Origin of the sequence: Mucilaginibacter sp. UYCu711, from assembly GCF_050433825.1 — a bacterium.
GTDB lineage: Bacteria > Bacteroidota > Bacteroidia > Sphingobacteriales > Sphingobacteriaceae > Mucilaginibacter.
Genome location: NZ_JBNPWM010000007.1, coordinates 130,631 through 149,221, shown reverse-complemented (window position 1 = coordinate 149,221; position 18,591 = coordinate 130,631). Strand labels below are relative to the sequence as shown.

Below are 18,591 nucleotides of genomic sequence, written 5' to 3'. Positions count from 1 at the left end.
TCTGTCTACTATCGATATAAGTCGGATTTGAAAATGTAAGAGAGCGGGTGTAGTTTTGATATTAATTTTATCTTTGTTACATGCAATTTGACCTTTTTCAAATCAATAGTTTTACCGATACAATTTTTCACGGAAATCCTGCATGCGTTGTTCCACTTACAAAATGGTTGCCAAATGACCTATTATTAAAGATAGCTAGGGAAAACGCCGTTGCTGAGACTGCGTTTTTTGTCCAAGGAAGCGGGAATATACACCTTCGTTGGTTCACTCCTGAAATAGAAATGGATCTTTGCGGACATGCCACGCTTGCAGTTGCGCATGTCCTAAATACTATTTTAAAACAGGAAGTTGATAAATTTTTTTTTGATACTCTTAGTGGAGCGTTAAGTGTTAGTGTTGATGGTGATTTGTATTGGCTGGATTTTCCATCTAGAAAACCAATTGCACATTCCCTGCCAGAAATAATTAGTGAAGCCCTTAGCATTCAGCCCTCAACAGTGTTAAAGTCCAGAGATTATATCTTAGTTTATAAAAACGAAGATGAAATCAGAAATTTAAAAATTGACCGGCAGCTTTTTGACAGGATAAACCTTGATCCTGGTGGTGTTGTGGTTACAGCAAAAGGTGATCTCTGCGATTTTGTTTCTCGTTACTTTACTCCGCAGTCATCAATACTCGAGGATCCCGTCACGGGATCAGCTCATTGTTCACTTATCCCATATTGGAGTGAGGTGCTGAAACGAAAAAAAATGAGCGCAAAACAAATTTCTGAGCGTTCGGGCGAATTACTTTGTGAAAATCGGGATTCAAGAGTATTGATCGGCGGGAAGGCGAAAACCTATTCTAGCGGAAGACTTTGGATTTAAGTTAGAACTGACAGGCATCGTCACTTGGTTCATCTTAGCATATTTGTATCAATCAAACCTTTCGAATTTGAACCAGTATTATAGGTATTATATAATTCCAGATCACACTTTATTAATTCGATTTCGTTGTAATTCGGAAATTAGACAGTGAGAAAAAAGAGCTGTATAGAATACAACAGGGGGATTATATTTAAAACTAATTTCTGAGCCCCATAGTTTTAGCGATTATTTTTTGGCTTTCTGCATACAGCTTTCGGTTGATCAAGACGTTGAATATATCGATATGGTTCCAACAGGAACCTCGATTTGTCTAATAATTTAAGAAAAAGCGATTAAAATATCCAGATTTCATTCTATTTATTAATCCCCAAACTGGATATCCAGTTGGCTATAAATAATTCATCTGCATCTGTTTTTTTCATGCCCTAAACTTGCGCTCTGTTTTAAATGATAATGTACGAATAATAAAGTTCTAAAAAGCCCATGCTATAAAAGTACCCAAAGCAAATATAATATCCGCTCATCATTTAAGACCTAGCCAATTAAGCGATAATCATATGGAATTATTGCAAGTAAACAAAATATTCTATAGGGGCCACTTATCGAAAGAATAAAAATGGATAAGCGAGATCTTAAGTTGAATAAATCGTTATCTCTTTTTGACCATGCTTGTTTTTTACATTGGACTTCTCAAGCCAGTAAATTTGGACTTTTTAAACTAACTAAATCTTTATTTAACAGGCATCTTTGTTTAATAATTTTTAAATATGGAAAATTCAGAAATAGTTTTAGTAACCGGCGGATCTGGCTCAGTTGGTGTAAATTGTATTCTTCAGTTATTACTGAAAGGCTACAAAGTTAAGACTACCCTTCGCTCTCTCAATAAAAAGGAAGATGTCATCGAAATGCTTACAACTGGTGGAGTAACTTCTTTTGAAAATTTGGAATTTATTGAAACTGACCTTACAAAGGACAATAACTGGGATCAGGCCATGAATGATTGTAAATATGTTTTGCATGTGGCCTCTCCAACGCACGCGGATCAACCACAAGACGAAAATGAAATGATCGGTCCTGCTGTAGATGGCGTACTGCGGGTGTTGAAAGCTGCGCGAAATGCAGGTATTAAAAGAGTTATACTAACATCCAGCTTTGGCGCGGTTGGTTTTAGCAATAAAAATCGGGACACGGAGACAACAGAGGCAAACTGGACAGACCCAGCTGAAAAAGGCTTATCTTCCTATGAAAAATCAAAAGGGCTGGCGGAACGCGCAGCCTGGGATTTTATTAAAAAAGAAGGCGGCAGTTTGGAGTTGGCCGTCATCAACCCGGTAGCTATTTTCGGTCCCTTATTAGGGCCTGTAAAATCACCGAGCCTGGGCATCCTTAAATTTCTATTAGATGGCTCGATGAAAGCCATTCCCAATATCCCCTTAAATATCGTTGATATCCGGGATGTGGCAGATCTGCATATTCGAGCAATGACCAACCCTGATGCAAACGGACAACGTTTTATCGCATCAGCAGATGGGGAAATATCAATGCCTGAAATTGCTAAATTGCTAAAAATTAAAATGCCCGGTGTGTCTGCGAAAGTAGCGTCGAAAACCTTACCGAATTGGATATTGAGCATTGCGTCTTTATTCAACCCACAGGCGAAACAGGCAGCTGCGCTTTTAAAGATCAACCGAAGGGTAAGCAATGCCAAGGCGAAAAAAGTTTTAGGTTGGAAGCCTATCGCTAACAATGAGGCAGCTATTTTGGCATCGGTAGAAAGTATGGTAAAATTTGGATTGATTAAATGAACGCAGTGCGAATAAATTTATCCGTTAATGAGCCTGTGATTTCGCAGGAACAATTCATCCCGGATCATATCTTCCTGTATGTTACCAAAGGAGCGGTGGAATGTTATGATGGCAATAAGACTTATACTTTCAAAGCAGGCGAATATTGTATTGCCCGAAAAAACCGCCTGGCACGATACCGTAGCCTAAATATCGGCTCCGAATTTGAAAAGATAATCTTCTGTTTCGAAGAAGGTTTTTTAAGGAGTTTCCAGAATAAGCATAAATCAGAGCGAACGGATTTTTATTCGGCAAACACTTTTATAAAAATTAACGCGACTAAACGCATTCCTGAATTTATTCGTTCACTGGAGATATATCGTGAAGGTTCGGGAAAATTAGAAGATGCATTTGAAGATTTGAAATACGAAGAAATTCTAATCATCCTGTTAAATAATCAACCAGAACTTGCAGGAATATTTTTCGATTATGGCAGCCCTGAAAAAATCAACCTCGAGGCATTTATGAATCGCCATTTTAAATTCAATGTGCGCCTGGAGCGTTTTGCAAGTTTGACAGGCCGTAGTTTATCAGCCTTCAAAAGGGACTTTAAAACAATTTTTAACGACACACCAAGTCACTGGCTAATCAATAAGCGGTTGCAAGAAGCATATTTTATGATAGAAAGGAATAATAAAAAAGCTTCTGATATTTACCTTGACCTGGGCTTTGAAGACTTATCGCACTTTTCATTTGCATTCAAAAAACTGTTTGGAATTAGACCAACTGAGCTGGCAGCTCAAATAAAAAAACGCAATTAAGCCCGTCTAAAATCTAAAAGGTGGGTTGATAATTATTTAAGTAAAATAGCATGCGACTGCGTTATTAATTGCAAAATGACAATTTACTCCATACATTAATAACTGACTTATAAAATATACGGCGATGAAAATCTTAAGTTTAATATCACTTGTACAATTACTTATGGCAACTATTTCAAACCTACAAACTCCGGAAACTGATCGCGTAATCGGTATCTGGCAAAGTGAACGCAAAGATTCTAAAGTAGAAATTTACAAATCAGGGGGAAAATATTATGGCAAGCTCTTGGCGGGCTGGGGTAATAAAATTTATCAAGCTGATGGAAAGACACTTACTAAGGATGAAAAAAACCCTGACGTTAACCTTCGCAACCATACGCTGTTAAATACAACGATCTTATCAGATCTAACCTATCACGATGGAGAATACACAGGTGGCAAATTGTACGATGCGCGAAGTGGAAAGAGTTATAACTGCCAAATGAAAGTGAAAGATGGTAAACTAAAAATAAGGGGTTACTGGAAGTTTTATGCGTTGGGAATGACAACTAACTGGACAAGATTAAATTAAGTACGATCAAGGGGCAATAATAAGTCTATTAATCATTAAAACTAATCCAATAAATAATATGAAAGAAGACTGTTTTGTTTTTAGCTTTATTGTTCAGTTCTGCTGCTCTTTTTGCGCAAAGTGCTGGCGACAAATTGGTAGGCACTTGGGTTTGATTTAAATACAATGGGTTTTACAAAAAAACATCCAACCAGCGTAATTAAATGATAGCAAAGCAACGCTTTTTAATCATCGCGATTTCTGCAGGAGGGACAAACAGAGTTGATTTTGTATATTCGTCATAGTGATGGCTAAACAAAATATACTGCAATTGGATTTTAAGGAGGATATTTCTTTAGGGTTTGAGTTTATTGCTATAGATGATCATTATGCACGGACCAAGCCAAACTTGCGCAGACCTCATCGGGCTTCTTTTTACCTGATATTGTGGTTTAAAAACGGTAATCCGGTTCACACCGTTGATTTCCACCCAGTTAAGCCGCCTGTCGATTCTTTTCTATTTGTCCGCAAAGATGCCGTACAGTTTTTTGATCTGCAAAACACTTTCCAATCGAGTACATTGCTTTTCACCGATACTTTTTTTTGCGAAAATGAACATGATTACCGTTTCCTGCGAAGTAGCCAGCTGTTCAATAGTTTCGTAGGTGACGAAGCCCCGATCCCTATTGTTCTAACTCAGGAATTACGCACCTTATGGCAATGGATGCAGACTGAGGAGCAACATCCGTTTGATCCGTTCCATGCGGCTTTGTTACGAAAATACTTGCACAGCTTTTTGCTTCGGGCAGAAAGAGAAAAACTAAAACAAGGAAAAGGTATCAGGATGGAGGGTGCGAATTTTGAATCCTTAATTAATTTTAATAACCTGCTCGAAGAGCATTTCAGGAACGAAAAAGGACTTAGCTTTTATGCAGACAAACTGTTTATTTCGACCAAGGTTCTCAATAATATAACGCATTTAATGCTGGGTAAAACGCCTAAACAATTGATTGATGAACGTGTGCAGTTGGAAGCTAAACGCCTGCTGGTGCATACGGAGATTCCTATCAAAACGATCAGCCTTTATCTCGGCTTTGACGAAACAACCAATTTTAACAAGTTTTTTAAAAAGCATTCGGGTCAAACCCCCGCAGTTTTCAGAAACACCTTTCTTTTGTTTACAACCACGGCTTAATTTTACCATCTTTCGGACGATACTTACCTTTTTCAGCTTAGCTGTTAGTACGATTTTTGTTTCATCAAATCAATAGAAAAATGAAAACAAAAATCAACATCGTACTTGTTCATGGCGCGTTCGGCGACGGATCACATTGGAAATATGTTATCCCTGCACTGGCAGCGAAAGGATACCAAGTAAGGGCTATGCAATTGCCGCTATCTGCGTTAAATGAAGATATACAGCGTACCAGCGATATGGTGGCTGCACTGGATGGCCCGACATTATTGGTAGGCCATTCGTATGGCGGCATGGTTATCAGCGGTGCGGGCAATCACCCTAACGTAAAAGGGTTGGTTTACATCGCAGCATTTGCCCCGGATGAAAATGAAGCCGCAGGTGGTTTATTACAACTCCGCCCTGCAACAGAGGGAGCAACCGCCGTTGCGCCCGGACCATCGGGTTATCTTTACCTTGACTATTCTAAATACGCACAGGTATTCGCCGAAGGCGTAACCGATGATGATGCCGTGGTAATGGCGACTTCTCAAAAGCCAATTAACGGCGCAGCCTTCGGTGCACCTTTTTCTGGTGCACCTGCTTGGAAAATTAAACCCAGCTGGTACCAGGTTTCCAACAACGATAAGATGATTCAGCCTGAAACACAGGCTTGGTTTGCCGAACGAATTAAAGCGGTTAAAACCCTTCGTCTTGACACCGGACATGCTTCAATGGCATCACAAAGTGCCGAAGTATCTGCCCTGATTTTGGAAGCCGCCGAATCATTGGAAAACTAAAATACGAAGCATCAGGCTTGCAGCATTTTTGCCGGTTTGATGCTCCATTTAATCAACAAAGCTATAAATGGGCAATTTAGCCAATGAAAAAAAATCATTTTTTAATTCATATAAATGTTTTACAAAGTAAATAATATCAATCTATTTGTAAAGGTTGAAGGTACAGGACAACCTACCTTAGTATTCCTTCATTTCTGGGGTGGCTCATCAGCTACATGGAACGGTGTAACTACTGTTTTGAAAGAAAAATTCAAATGCATCAGCTATGATAGCCGCGGATGGGGAAAATCGGACAAACCTGACGAGGGTTACAGTATCGAATCGCTTGCCGCTGATACTACGGCCCTTATAAATAATTTTAACCTGAAGCATTATATTCTTGTGGGCCATTCAATGGGTGGAAAGGTAGCGCAGTATATTGCTGCACAAAAGCCGGCCGGCTTAATAAAACTGATATTAGTTGCGCCCTCACCATCCGGGCCCACCATTTTACCGGAGTTAATGGCCAAGGGTATGAAAAATGCGTACACCACCCTTGAAGGAATTAATGATACAATTGACCATGTTTTTAAAGCAGGTGATATCAAACCAGAATTGAGGGAAGAACTTATTTCAGGAATACAAAGCCATACAGAAAATTCGCGTTTGGGCTGGACTGATATTGCTTTGCGGGAAGATGTTTCGGAAGGCGTTGATCAGATTACAGTTCCTACCTTGATCATTGCAGGTGAAAATGATATGGTAGATACCCCTGAACGTTTAGAAGCCGAAGTGCATGCGTTCATTTCCACATCCAAGATGGTTATTGTTAGCGGTGTTGGCCACCTGAGTATGCTGCAAAAACCGGAAAAGCTTGCCGAATTGATAAACGAATTTATTTCGTAGTATTTTAAACTCAAAAACATGAAAAGATATAAAGTAGGCACTTATGCGTGGGCTAATAATACAGATACATCTCTCAATTTTAAAGAAAAGGCGTTGTTACTTGGGCAGTTAGTGGCTTCGCAATTATTAGATATTCTAAACCAGGGAGCCAATAGGTCCGGGATCAACAACAATAAATTGGCCAGAGTTGATTATAGAAAAATCAGTATTCCCGACTCCGCTATTGCTAAATCGGCCTTGGAACAAGCCCGAAGTATGTATAGTAAACCTTTACTTAACCATTGTATCAGAACGTATTTGTGGGGCGAGTTGCTTAGCCAATATCATGGTCAAAGTCCTGATTCGGAGTTTTTATATGTTGCGGGTTTATTACATGATTCGGGATTAGCACCAAAAATCATGACAAGATGGAAACCTGTTGTTTCGCAGTTACTAGTGCAGCAGACGCCAAAAATTTTGTAGAAAGTAATGGTTGGAAAGAACCAAAGTCAATTGCTGTATTTGACGCAATTGCCATGCATTTAAATCCTATCGTAAGTAAAAAAGATAATTGGGAAGGGTTTCTTGTTAAAGTGGTGCATAAATGGATCTGTTCGGGAATGGTCATACCTGTATCCCGATGCCCGAAAAGATTAACATTATCAAAAAATACCCAAGGAACAACTTTAATGAGGAAATTTTGAATGTGAAACATTTTCCTGATTCCCGTGCTGTCTATTTTTCCAAATTTGGCGCAGTCGAACTCAGCAAAAAAAACCCGTTGAACAACCTGGGTTACTTGCTGCTGGACAAAATACAGTTATAGATCCGGAGGCCGTAAAGCATAATCCTGTAACTATAAAAACGAATTAAATTGAGCCATAAAAATTAAACTACAATGATTTTCTACTGAAGCAATAACTTTTGCCATTGTCGTGATTTAGCCAACTAATAATGTTCACACAGAAGGCAATCTTATAAACATAGTCGGTTAAACAGTACTAGCTTTATACATAATTATAAAGTAAATGGATTTTAATTAGTAAAACGTGTTGTGCGATTAAAAAGCCAAAGCATATTTAAGATGATTTAGCGGTTTGTTATTATTTAAGTTAATGAATTGCAAACAAGTTATGGCAGTAAATTTAGTTAATATTCTTACTGATAAGCCGGCAATGGATTTTGCGTAATTCCTTTTGAGCATAAACTGGTCGCAGAGTTGAGCGAACAATGTTTCGATACGTTTTCTGAACCGTCTGAATATAGGTTCAAATTGTTCTTTATTTTGCTGATTATTACGCATAGGTGTTTTTAGCTCAATCTTTACGGTATTAAAAAGGTCTGATTGTTGAGTTTTAGATAGGTATCCTTTATCTCCGATAAGTGTGCAATTATTTAATCCGGAATACTTTATATCGTTAAGATAGTGAATATCATGTATACTTGCCTTGCTGAGGTCCATTGAATGAAAGACACCTTTCACAGATGTTACCAAGTGTAATTTATAACCAAAGTACCAGGCTTTGTTCACCGCCGAATATCCTTTATCGGGGGCTGTTTCAAAGTTTTCTCTGCAAACCTTGGATGATTTTTCACGGGCGATCTTGCAAACAGGGACTGGGATGGAATCAACTATAAAAACATTTTCACCTGCATTCATCTCATCAGCAAGCAACTGGTTTAATTGTTTGAGATAGGGTGCAAGAAGTTTTCTTCGCCGGTTAAAATTGCACCGGTGAATGAGGTTAGGGAAATCATCCTTGTAATCTTTTTTAAGCTTGCCGAAAAGGTAATTTTCAGAATCAATACCAATAGATTCGGCAGTAATTGATAATGCAATGATTTGACAATCAGATAACTTAGGTTTCCTTGGATAGAACTTAAAGGCATCTTCAGAATTAATAGAGGATTTAAAAACAGATTTGGTAATGTCCAAAAATAAGTAGAAATTGCTCGAAAGGTTGTGCATAAAGAAACATTTAATTGGAGTTAAATATTCTTTAATATATTGATTATCAATGTAATGCACAACTTTTTTCTTTTACTTTTATTAATCGCACAACACGTTAGATATAATAATCACCTATTAATAAAACATTATGAAAATCAGCAATTATACCTTAATTATTATTAGTCTGATCTGGATGTGTGGGTTAAATGCCCACAGCCAGCAGATAGACACCGCAAAAGAAAATACAGCGATCAGGCAGCTCATTAAAAATTATGAAGCTGCCTGGAACCGGCACGATCCCAAAGGCCTTGCTGATAACTATGCCGTTGATGCCACATGGGTAAATTGGTTTGGTGCTTACTATAAAGGCCGGGAGGATATCCAATTCCACTATCAGCAGGTACATTCCACCTATTTTAGGGATACCCATTATTATACCCGCGCGGTGGAAGATATTACCTATACGCATCCCGACGTTGCCATCTCACACGTTCGCACGGGTTTAGATGGCGACGAACGTTTTCCCGGCCAAACGTTTGAGTTTCGCAGAGTGATTGTCTTAGTAAAGCGCGCCGGCGTTTGGAAAATCCTTGCAGGGCAAAACGCCAAGTTGGAAAAAGGGATAAAATAGAAAATATGCTTAATCAAACTATTACCACTAAACAGAAACTGTACCTCGTCTATCTGTGGCTTGTTCCTGTAATAGCCGCGGCGGTTGGTTTCGGTATTGGGCCGGTAAGTTATAAAATATTCTTGCCCGTTTGGGTGCTGAATGTCTGCATAATGATCATAGCTGCATACCAGCTGGGCGCGCAGCGGCTTTGGGCGCATAGCCAACCTGGTAGGCAACTGGTTGTTACCGCATTACTGTTATCCGCACCCTGGTTTATGTTTTCTATCTTTGCGGGCATGGGTCCACCACCGGCAACGGTGCAGGGCTGGGTGAATAGTGCTGACGAGCAATAAACACATTAAACGATTTTTCTTATGGCATCTGGTTATAGCATTTGCAAAGAATTAGTTATGTTTTGCATCTAATTGAAGATATTACAGCGTTAATAAGAAGAATATTTTTGAACTATTGTGATCAATTCCGAGCTCCTAAAAGGCAAATCTTCAGCGCAACCTATAAGACGAATAATGAAAGATCGATATCAATCGTACTTATAGCCGTTAATTATAAATGTCATATTTGAACGCTATAAAGATAGATTTGGATACATTTTGCATTTCCTAATAATAGAATTTCGCTAAACTAAAAAAGGTAAAATGGAAAAAATATTAATAACGGGAGCAACCGGAAATCTTGGGAGAGCAGTAATTGAATCATTACTCAAAACTATACCCGCTAATCAGGTGGTTGCGCTTACACGTGATGAGAACAAAGCCGCTGATTTGAAGGAAAAAGGCGTCGAGTTGCGTTTAGGTGACTATGATGATATCGCCTCACTCCATAATGCGATGGCGGGCATCGGAAAAGTGCTTTTAATTTCTGGTGGAAGAGCCCAGAATGGCCTTGAGCAACACCAAAATGTAGTAGATGCCGCTAAAAAGGCCGGAGTAAAATGTATCGCGTATACCGGACGATGTCTAAAAGACAGAAACACCTTAGCCAACCAACTGATGAAGCGGCACTTTGAAACAGAAGATTATATAAAGAATAGCGGGTTAAACTATATCCTTTTCCGCAATATTTTATATATGGATGCTATGGTATTACTTTTGGGTAAAGATGTACTTGATACCGGCATTAATCAGCCGGCCGGAGATGGTATGGCATCATATGCGCTCAGAAGCGATATGGGAGAAGCTATTGGCAATGTCTTAGCCAACTATGACTGCGATAACCGCATTTATGACTTTACAAATTCTGAAACCTATTCGTTTTATGATGTTGCCGCGGCACTTAGTGAACTATCCGGTAAAAGTGTAATTTATATGCCGGTTGACCCGGATGTTTTCTTGCAAGTAGCTATGGAAAGAGGATTACCAGATTTTGTAGCTAATATGAGTCTTGGTTTTATGACCGACATTAAAAACGGTCAGGAATCCAAGGTCAGCAAAGACCTGGAAATTATACTTGGACGTAAACCAGCTTCGCTAAAAGAAGGATTAAAGATTTTATTTAACCTGCAATATTCAATTTAGTAACATGATTGTAACGCCGCCACATCATATCAAAACCATTGCTGAATATCATCGTTTCAATGAGTTACCCAAACCAGAACACCCTTTAGTAAGTGTGATCAAATTTGAAGATATTCAGCGTATTCCTGATAAAGGACAGCTAAATATCATATTGGATTTTTACACCATTGCCTTGAAGAAGAACTTTAGCGCAAAAATGAAATATGGGCAGCAGGATTTTGATTTTGATGAAGGCGTCATGCATTTTATGTCACCTAGGCAATTACTTTCTTTCGATTCTACTACAGCAGATGATTTTAAGCATACAGGTTGGCTATTACTTGTTCATCCTGAGTTTCTTTGGAGTACATCTCTGGTTAACAAAATCAAGAAGTATGAATACTTCGATTACCGTATTAATGAGGCCCTTCACCTATCGGAAAAAGAAGAATTCATGGTTACCGGAATATTTCAAAACATTGCAGAGGAATACCATTCCCGTATAGACAATTTAAGTCAGGATGTGATTACAGCACAAATTGAATTGCTGCTTACTTATTCTGACCGTTTTTATCAGCGGCAATTTATTACCCGAAAAATAACCGGTCACCGCATCCTTAACCGACTGGAAGTTTTGCTGAAAACTTATTTTGAAAATGGTTCGCTGATTGAAAATGGCTTGCCGACTGTCTTCTACATTGCTGATGCATTGAATATTTCGCCAAATTATCTGAGCCGCTTATTGAAAATGTTGTCTGGGCAAAGTACTCAGCAATTCATTCATGACAAATTAATTGAACTGGCAAAAGAAAAACTGTTAATGACAAGTTTGTCCATCAACGAGATTGCCTATCAGCTAGGCTTCGAACATCCCCAGTCATTCAGTAAACTGTTTAAGGCGAAAACTAAATCTTCTCCAGGGGAATTCAGGCAGTCATTTAATTGATTGAAAGGGATTACTTTTAGCTTCTTGTAACTCTTAATCTTATATTATGACATTGGTAAAAGCTGACAGCGTTTTAGAATTGCTAAATCCCCAGAGTAAATCGCTGGCATTTAAAGTCCATCCCTTTGAAACTGATGAATATTTTAAAAAACTAAATTCGTTCAATTACTTTTCGGTTATTCTGGTTTTGGAAGGCCACGGAAAATTGAAGGCTGATGTCTCTGAATACAGCTTTAATAAAAACAGTTTAGTATGTTTTTCACTTTACCAACCATTCAGAATAGAAAGTGAAAGAGAATTCAGGGGGTTGATGATTAATTTTCATCCTGAGTTTTTTTGCCTTCACAAACACCGCAACAAGGTTTCCTGTAATGGCGTATTATTTAATAATATTTTTGAATCACCGGTTATCCAATTAACAGATCCGGAGGCGCTATCAATATTGACTTTAATGTATGGCCTCCAATCTGAAATGGAACGTCCGGACAAACCGGAACCGGAGGTATTGATAGCTTATTTGAAAATACTCTTAATTAATGCATCCAGAATTAAAATCAAGAAGCGCGGCCCCAATGATAATTCTATAAATGATGAACCCACAATTTTAGACGCTTTAAAAGAAGCTATTGAAAATCATTTCAGAACACTGCATAGCCCAAGAGACTATGCGTGTAAGTTAAATATTTCTACTGCCGCCCTTAACAGAATCTGTAAAACTCGATTTAATAAAACCTTATCTACTTTAATAGCTGACCGCATCATTACCGAAGCAAAAAGGGAGTTATATCTTACCGCTCAACCGATTAAAGCAATAGCTTATGAACTCGGATTTAATGACGAATTTTACTTTAGTCGTTTTTTTAAAAGCAAAGTGGCCATATCTCCTCAATTTTTCAGGGACACCGTTGGTTTCGATCAGGCAAATGCATGAAAATATTAGTTGCACCCTACTAACTTCCTTGATAGTTAAAGCGTTGCCTTCATCAGACTTTAATGAAATTAATCGGCCCAAAGACTCTGGTAATTTACATTTAAGTTTTGTTTGCAGTCATCCATCAGCTGTTCTACCTGATTAATTTGGTTAGTAGATCCAAATTCTGCTTGATTAAAATAAGGTATAGTATTTATCCATGTCTATACACCATTTGTCCATGTGATTCTATGCCATATAAAGGGACATTTGCATAGTTAAACTTAAGTGCGCAACTAACACTTCTGTTTACTATTAACATTATGAATGAACCATTTAAATTAAGAGAATGAAAAATGAAGAATTGATACCTCCCTTTAGCGGAGAAACAGCAGCAGCAAAATTACAGATTAATGAAAATGAGTGGAATACTCGCGATGCTGGTCAAATAGGGTTGTTATATTCAGAAAATGTTGAATTTTCAGATAAAGTTACTTTCCTTAATGGACGTGCAGCAGTGACAGAATACCTGGCCAAGAAATTTGCCGAACAGCATAATTACAAAGTTAAAAAAGAAGTGTGGGGCGCTAAAGAAAACAGAAATGCCATACGCTTTCAGGAAGAATGGCAGGATCAAAATGGTCAATGGTTCCATAGCTACGGTAACGAGCAACTTGAATTTGACCAGGCTGGTATTATCATCAAACGATTCGGCTGCATCAGTGATAAAGAGATAACATCATCAGAACGAACTTTATAGTTGGATCCTGAAATGTTGCCAAGTTTAATTGACATCGGTCAAGGCATTATTTCTTTACTTGAAAAATCACAGCAATATTATTAATGCAATATCCGGTAAAGTTATTTCAGTCACAGGTTCCTCCAGGGGTATCTGTGGCTTGCCTGCAGGCCACCTGGCTGATGTGGGTGCGCTATTACTAAAATTCCCAGACAGCAAAGACGAAGCTCTAAAAGAAGTTCAAATCAACTATAGGTGCAGGACGCTTTTAAATTCAATGCTAAGCTGATCTGTAAAATTATTTTCTGACAATGATGTCACAATTTGTTCATTGACGTGCTCGTATACAATTCGATAATGATGATCACCAAGCCCCTAGGAAACTATCGACAAGCTGTCGACAAGAATAGAATGATATGGAGGTCGTGTTTCTAAAGGTCCAATGCCTGTCTGAATAACAGTCTTAGCAGGCATAATATCTTACCTTTATGTTTAGGCCCCTTTTTCATTACTTTTGATAGTTATTTAAAAAAAATGAAGAATTTTCGATACAGAGAACTTAAACCTGTTTCTAAACTTGACGATTTTGTTGAAAGTTTCTGGATTTTGGAAAATTTTGCTGAAGAAAGAGAAGTAATGATTATTCCGGATAGTCGCGTTGATATCTCCTTTTCCTATTCCGACAGCACACCATATCATGTTATACTGAATGGATTGGAAAATGAGCCAATCAGATCGATACTACTTCCCGGTACTGTCATTTTCTCAATTAGTTTTAGACTGCCTGCGCTGGAATATTTATTAGACATTAAAGTGTCATCGCTGTTGAACACCGCACTCGTACTTCCGGTCGATTTTTGGGGGTTATCACGTCATGATCTGAATAGTTTCGATACTATATGTAAAAGAGTTTCTGACCACTTAATTAGCTTAATAAAACCTCATATCGACAACCGAAAGATAAACCTGTTTCGATTGATCTATTCATCAGGCGGCACGCTAACCGTTAAAGAGCTTTCCAGGCAGGTAAACTGGTCCAGCCGTCAGATCAACCGGTATTTCAATGATCGGTTTGGCATTTCTTTAAAATCTTATTGCAAGATCATCCGCTTTAAAAGTTCGTTTAGGCAAATAAGACTAGGTAAGCTATATCCTGAATCAAATTTTACGGACCAGGCCCATTTTATAAAGGACGTCAGGAAGTTTTCCGGCGTGCCGCCTGGAGAACTGGCTAAAAACGAAAACGACCGATTTATACAATTATCTGTTTTACCGTAATCCTATTTTTGTGTCATTAATCAAATTTGATGATGCAACGGAAAAGTGCAAAAACAGCAATTATTAACGCCAATGTTTTCAATGGCGTTAATAATATTGGTAAGGAGACGGTGGTTTTCGAAAATGGTATTATCATTGCTATCGGCGGAGCTATTCCTGACAATGCCAAAATAATAGATGGCGAAGGCGCAACTTTACTGCCCGGCCTTATCGATTCCCATGTTCATACGTCTGTTGACGGTTTAAGAGAAGCTTTACGTTTTGGGGTAACCACCGAATTAGAAATGGCAGGTGGTCTTACCAAAAAAGGCCGGGAACTGCAATTGAAAGGAATTGATGACATTGCGGACGTACGTTCGGCAGGTCTCGGACTTTCTGCCCCCGGCGGTCATCCGGATGAATTGCTTCCTGATGAACAGGGCATACCGGATTTTATCTTAAAAAAGATGGAACACATGAGCGAGGAAGATAAAAGTGACTTCCTGGAATTATTGCAGGCACCAAATGAAAATGAAGAGGATGGACCGGATGTGACAACGATAACAGGCGCACTGCTGTTTGTAAACAGACAGGTGGATAACGGTGCTGATTATTTTAAGGTGATGATCGAGGAGGGAACGATACTGAACGCACCGGGCTTGCCAATGATTAGCACGGAGGTAATGAAGGCCGCGGTAGATGAAGCGCATCGGTTAAATAAAATGGCTATCGCCCATGTATTAACTGCTGAAACAACCAAAATAGCTATCGAAATAGGGATGGATGGATTGGCACATCTTTTCATTGACCGGCCGCAGTGGACGCCGGATTTAATTACCGCGATCGCTACAAGTGGGGTTTTTGTTACACCTTGCCTGGTTTTAAATTCCTCTATAATCGGCAAGAACGCCTGTCATATTGCTCATGACGAGCGCGTTATTAATAAGTTGGATCAGGCTTGGGTAACCACTATGTGTTCTTGTTTTCATACCTTTCCTGAAGGTGATTTGCAGGACAGTTTTAAAAATCTGATTGATCTTCACAACGCTGGCGTTGATCTTTTGATTGGGACAGATGTATCTCTTCCTGTACCCAGATTAGGCGGCCTTGCTCATGGTGTAAGTGTACATCATGAAATGCAGCTGTTTGTAGAAGCCGGCTTATCTCCGGTGGAAGCGTTGAGGGCGGCGACATCAGTACCGGCCAGGAGATTCGGATTGCACGACCGGGGGATGATATCTGTCGGGAATAGAGCAGACCTCTTATTAGTGAAAGGCGACCCAACTCAAAATATATCAGATTCGCTCTCATTAATCGCGGTCTGGAAAGCGGGCATTGATTATAATTAACAGATTACGCCTCTAAAATATAATATATAGGTTCTCATCCTTGGAAAGATGGTCTATGCTGTTTTCGGATGCCGGTTAACCCTACAGAACAATAAGGTATTTGGCATTATCCAGGTCACCTCTATTAAATCATTATTTCTGCTGGGATTTTAGGTCAATGTTCAATATTAACCAATATGTTTATTAAGTTAAAATATGACTTAGTAAAATTAACGCCAGGTTTTAGCAAAAAACAAACTAGAATGCCAAAAATTAAATAAGTTTCATAGCTTTTAATTTTATTTTTTTACTTTGAGTCGAAAGCTTCGTTTCTTTAACAACCTCTCTTTTTTGAATAGCGGCCTTATTTGTTTCATCAAATACCTTATCCAAAACCGCATGAATATATTTTTGCAACGATTTATAATGTTCTTCATGCTCGTTAAAACTGTTACGATCAATATTCAGAGCTGTCAAGACCCGCATCAACGAATATCTCGCCTGATTGCTCCGCTTTATCTATAGCCGAGATCACCGAATAGTTTTTAGAACTGGCTAATTGCGGCCGCCGGGACATGCCCAGGTGCATCTCAGGAACGTTAGCAACCAATACCGGCTTTCCGAAAGAAGCACTATGGTCGATGGATGTAGCGCAAAAGATTTGATCACCTGATCCAAATACAACTCTTATAGTTCCTTTATTATCAACACTAACCTGTGGTTGCTGTCCCTGACCGATTGAAGTCCTATTACCGGACAGTGAACTTAACGTAAGTATCATCATGACTAATAGCATAAAGAGGAGTGCTTTCATTTTATTAAGGTATAAATTTGGAAACTATTTTACATTTTAATCATATAAGGTAGATCTAAGTGGACAACCTTAAAGTCGTTCATTGGATTTTTTTCTTTTGGTTGTTTTGGCCTCAGCATAATAAATGAAAATAATTGCAGTGTTCGTTACCTGTCCAGTATAATTTTGATACAGTACTTGCGAGTCAACAATCGCTGTACTGATACTTTTTTACGATCTGGCGCGCTGTAAAATCAACCTAAGTTGTTAATTGCCTCTATTCTCCTGACGATTTCATCAAACAGTCCCGGACAATTAAGGACTCCCCATGTAATCTGCCATCCATCATTTTCGTCCTTGTCCAGCTTTGCCGTGAGGTCGTCGTTGATCAGGATGTCGTAGTGTCCGAAATTCTTTACAATTGCTACCAAGTCGTCTTTAGAACCATATAGAAAATATGGCGAAATAGCCAGCAGGCGTTTGACCTCGGGATCATCAAGCAAATCCTCATCTATATGAGGGAAATTTTCAATGCTATCAAAACCAGGGGAGAATTGGTCAGGAATATTGTCGATGTTTTTCAGGATTTCCTCCGCATGGTTTTGAACATGGTCTACAAGCTGATGCACCTCAAGTTGGTTAAGCATGTTCCCCTCGTACTTCCACTCAAAAAAATTTTCGTTAATAAAAATAAGCTTGCCATATGCCTTTTCGACAGACATGTGATCAATGCTTTCGTCATTATGTTTTTTGACAATTGTGAATACGCCTGTAATGGATTGACGACCATTGATGCCGGGTACAAGTTCAGGTATCAGGTCAAAGGACCGCACACTGCCCGTAGCAGTTTTCAGCGGCACATTTATAGAATATAACATTTGTGTAATGTTGATTATTAGTTATTAATTGCGTAATTAAACCCAGCCAGTGGGCCGGGTAGACAATAAAAAAGGGACGAAATTTGGCAAATAGCATTTAAGGCAGGGGAATCCCCACTTCTGAAAACGAAGCAAAATAGTTGGAATCCTGACTTAGTTCACAAATACAAAATTTGAAACTAGCACCAGGGTCGTTTGGCCTACTATAGAATGCCAGAATTAAACCTTAAATTCATAAAGTGGGCCATATCTTTTGAACATTTACAGATAGTAAGCTATCAGGCCGCCAGAGTGACGGCAACGATCAATCAGATTAGAAAAGTTTGGTTGGCAAGATAAATGGCAGTTCCGGAAATAAATGGAGGCCCGGTTGCCCTGGGCCAGCTTATGGAGTTATTAACTATTTGAGGTATGAAATAAACCTTGTCTGCTACAAAAGGAACCAGTGAAATATGTATTGCTGATAATTGGAAGCCAACGACCGCATTGATATTTTCCCTGACTACGTATGTGCCATGATGATAACAGCAGGTACAGTCCGCACCGCATTTATCATCGTCCTCCGTAGCCTCCCCCTTTTTGTTGTTTGTATCAGTATCTTTACTTACAAAGACTTCAATCTTGTCAGTAAAGAGGTATTCAGCCGTGCAGTGCAAAACGCATTCATAGCCACCTGATGCCAATAACAGGTAGAATGCAGTCAAGCAAAATGCACAAATCTTTTTCATTAAAGACACAAATAATACCTTCTAAAGGTAATGTTTAAACGAGGATTTTAAAAAATATCTTCAATTTTAAGTTGA

General features: G+C 38.8%; 20 protein-coding genes. 16 read left to right on the top strand and 4 right to left on the bottom strand.

All coding sequences use genetic code 11. The features are described 5' to 3' along the window. The first annotated feature begins 80 nt into the window (after positions 1 to 80). The 8 genes from ABIB50_RS16165 (at position 81) to ABIB50_RS16130 (ending at position 7,342) form a co-directional block, all read left to right on the top strand. Complete coding sequence (locus tag ABIB50_RS16165; RefSeq protein ID WP_354432516.1) at positions 81 to 866, top strand: PhzF family phenazine biosynthesis protein; 786 nt, start codon at positions 81 to 83, stop codon at positions 864 to 866. Between the two features lie 767 nt (positions 867 to 1,633). Next, entirely contained in the window at positions 1,634 to 2,671 is a 1,038-nt protein-coding gene (locus ABIB50_RS16160; RefSeq protein WP_429381251.1) for an SDR family oxidoreductase, read from the top strand. After that, the gene (locus ABIB50_RS16155) at positions 2,668 to 3,471 is read left to right on the top strand and encodes a helix-turn-helix domain-containing protein (RefSeq protein ID WP_429381249.1); all 804 of its coding nucleotides are present in this window, start codon (positions 2,668 to 2,670) and stop codon (positions 3,469 to 3,471) included. The genes ABIB50_RS16160 and ABIB50_RS16155 overlap by 4 nt, the downstream gene beginning before the upstream one ends. 124 nt (positions 3,472 to 3,595) lie before the next feature. Beyond that, complete coding sequence (locus ABIB50_RS16150; RefSeq protein WP_429381247.1) at positions 3,596 to 4,042, top strand: DUF2147 domain-containing protein; 447 nt, start codon at positions 3,596 to 3,598, stop codon at positions 4,040 to 4,042. A 286-nt stretch (positions 4,043 to 4,328) separates the two neighbouring features. Continuing rightward, on the top strand, positions 4,329 to 5,216 hold the full coding sequence (locus tag ABIB50_RS16145; RefSeq protein WP_429381245.1) for a helix-turn-helix domain-containing protein: 888 nt from the start codon (positions 4,329 to 4,331) through the stop codon (positions 5,214 to 5,216). Between the two features lie 80 nt (positions 5,217 to 5,296). Then, positions 5,297 to 5,995, top strand: coding sequence for an alpha/beta fold hydrolase (locus ABIB50_RS16140; RefSeq protein WP_429381243.1), 699 nt, complete (start codon positions 5,297 to 5,299; stop codon positions 5,993 to 5,995). Positions 5,996 to 6,109: 114 nt separating this feature from the next. Further along, positions 6,110 to 6,880: an alpha/beta fold hydrolase gene (locus ABIB50_RS16135; RefSeq protein ID WP_429381241.1), complete on the top strand. Its 771-nt coding sequence runs from the start codon at positions 6,110 to 6,112 to the stop codon at positions 6,878 to 6,880. A gap of 18 nt (positions 6,881 to 6,898) precedes the next feature. Beyond that, positions 6,899 to 7,342: a hypothetical protein gene (locus tag ABIB50_RS16130; protein WP_429381239.1), complete on the top strand. Its 444-nt coding sequence runs from the start codon at positions 6,899 to 6,901 to the stop codon at positions 7,340 to 7,342. A 577-nt stretch (positions 7,343 to 7,919) separates the two neighbouring features. Here ABIB50_RS16130 and ABIB50_RS16125 read toward each other — a convergent pair. Further along, positions 7,920 to 8,828: an IS982 family transposase gene (locus ABIB50_RS16125; protein ID WP_429381237.1), complete on the bottom strand. Its 909-nt coding sequence runs from the start codon at positions 8,826 to 8,828 to the stop codon at positions 7,920 to 7,922. A 130-nt stretch (positions 8,829 to 8,958) separates the two neighbouring features. On the opposite strand from ABIB50_RS16125, the gene ABIB50_RS16120 reads away from it, so the two are divergent. From ABIB50_RS16120 to ABIB50_RS16085, 8 genes are all read left to right on the top strand, one after another. Continuing rightward, a complete protein-coding gene (locus ABIB50_RS16120) occupies positions 8,959 to 9,441 on the top strand; it encodes an SgcJ/EcaC family oxidoreductase (RefSeq protein ID WP_429381235.1) in 483 nt (160 codons plus the stop codon). Between the two features lie 5 nt (positions 9,442 to 9,446). After that, the gene (locus ABIB50_RS16115; RefSeq protein WP_429381233.1) at positions 9,447 to 9,776 is read left to right on the top strand and encodes a hypothetical protein; all 330 of its coding nucleotides are present in this window, start codon (positions 9,447 to 9,449) and stop codon (positions 9,774 to 9,776) included. Between the two features lie 303 nt (positions 9,777 to 10,079). Continuing rightward, a complete protein-coding gene (locus tag ABIB50_RS16110; protein ID WP_429381231.1) occupies positions 10,080 to 10,958 on the top strand; it encodes an SDR family oxidoreductase in 879 nt (292 codons plus the stop codon). A gap of 4 nt (positions 10,959 to 10,962) precedes the next feature. Continuing rightward, positions 10,963 to 11,883 (top strand): helix-turn-helix domain-containing protein, encoded by a 921-nt coding sequence (locus tag ABIB50_RS16105; RefSeq protein WP_429381229.1) that lies wholly within the window; start codon positions 10,963 to 10,965, stop codon positions 11,881 to 11,883. 52 nt (positions 11,884 to 11,935) lie between these two features. Then, entirely contained in the window at positions 11,936 to 12,814 is an 879-nt protein-coding gene (locus tag ABIB50_RS16100) for a helix-turn-helix domain-containing protein (RefSeq protein WP_429381227.1), read from the top strand. Between the two features lie 328 nt (positions 12,815 to 13,142). Then, complete coding sequence (locus ABIB50_RS16095) at positions 13,143 to 13,553, top strand: DUF1348 family protein (protein WP_429381225.1); 411 nt, start codon at positions 13,143 to 13,145, stop codon at positions 13,551 to 13,553. A 513-nt stretch (positions 13,554 to 14,066) separates the two neighbouring features. After that, positions 14,067 to 14,810, top strand: coding sequence for a helix-turn-helix domain-containing protein (locus ABIB50_RS16090; RefSeq protein ID WP_429381223.1), 744 nt, complete (start codon positions 14,067 to 14,069; stop codon positions 14,808 to 14,810). Between the two features lie 29 nt (positions 14,811 to 14,839). Continuing rightward, entirely contained in the window at positions 14,840 to 16,138 is a 1,299-nt protein-coding gene (locus ABIB50_RS16085) for an amidohydrolase family protein (RefSeq protein WP_429381221.1), read from the top strand. Positions 16,139 to 16,574: 436 nt separating this feature from the next. Here the strand turns inward: ABIB50_RS16085 and ABIB50_RS16080 are convergent, their stop codons facing one another. The 3 genes from ABIB50_RS16080 to ABIB50_RS16070 form a co-directional block, all read right to left on the bottom strand. Then, positions 16,575 to 16,931 (bottom strand): hypothetical protein, encoded by a 357-nt coding sequence (locus tag ABIB50_RS16080; RefSeq protein WP_429381219.1) that lies wholly within the window; start codon positions 16,929 to 16,931, stop codon positions 16,575 to 16,577. Positions 16,932 to 17,164: 233 nt separating this feature from the next. Then, complete coding sequence (locus ABIB50_RS16075) at positions 17,165 to 17,788, bottom strand: hypothetical protein (protein ID WP_429381217.1); 624 nt, start codon at positions 17,786 to 17,788, stop codon at positions 17,165 to 17,167. Between the two features lie 308 nt (positions 17,789 to 18,096). Continuing rightward, positions 18,097 to 18,516 (bottom strand): hypothetical protein, encoded by a 420-nt coding sequence (locus ABIB50_RS16070; protein ID WP_429381215.1) that lies wholly within the window; start codon positions 18,514 to 18,516, stop codon positions 18,097 to 18,099. Positions 18,517 to 18,591: the final 75 nt, after the last annotated feature.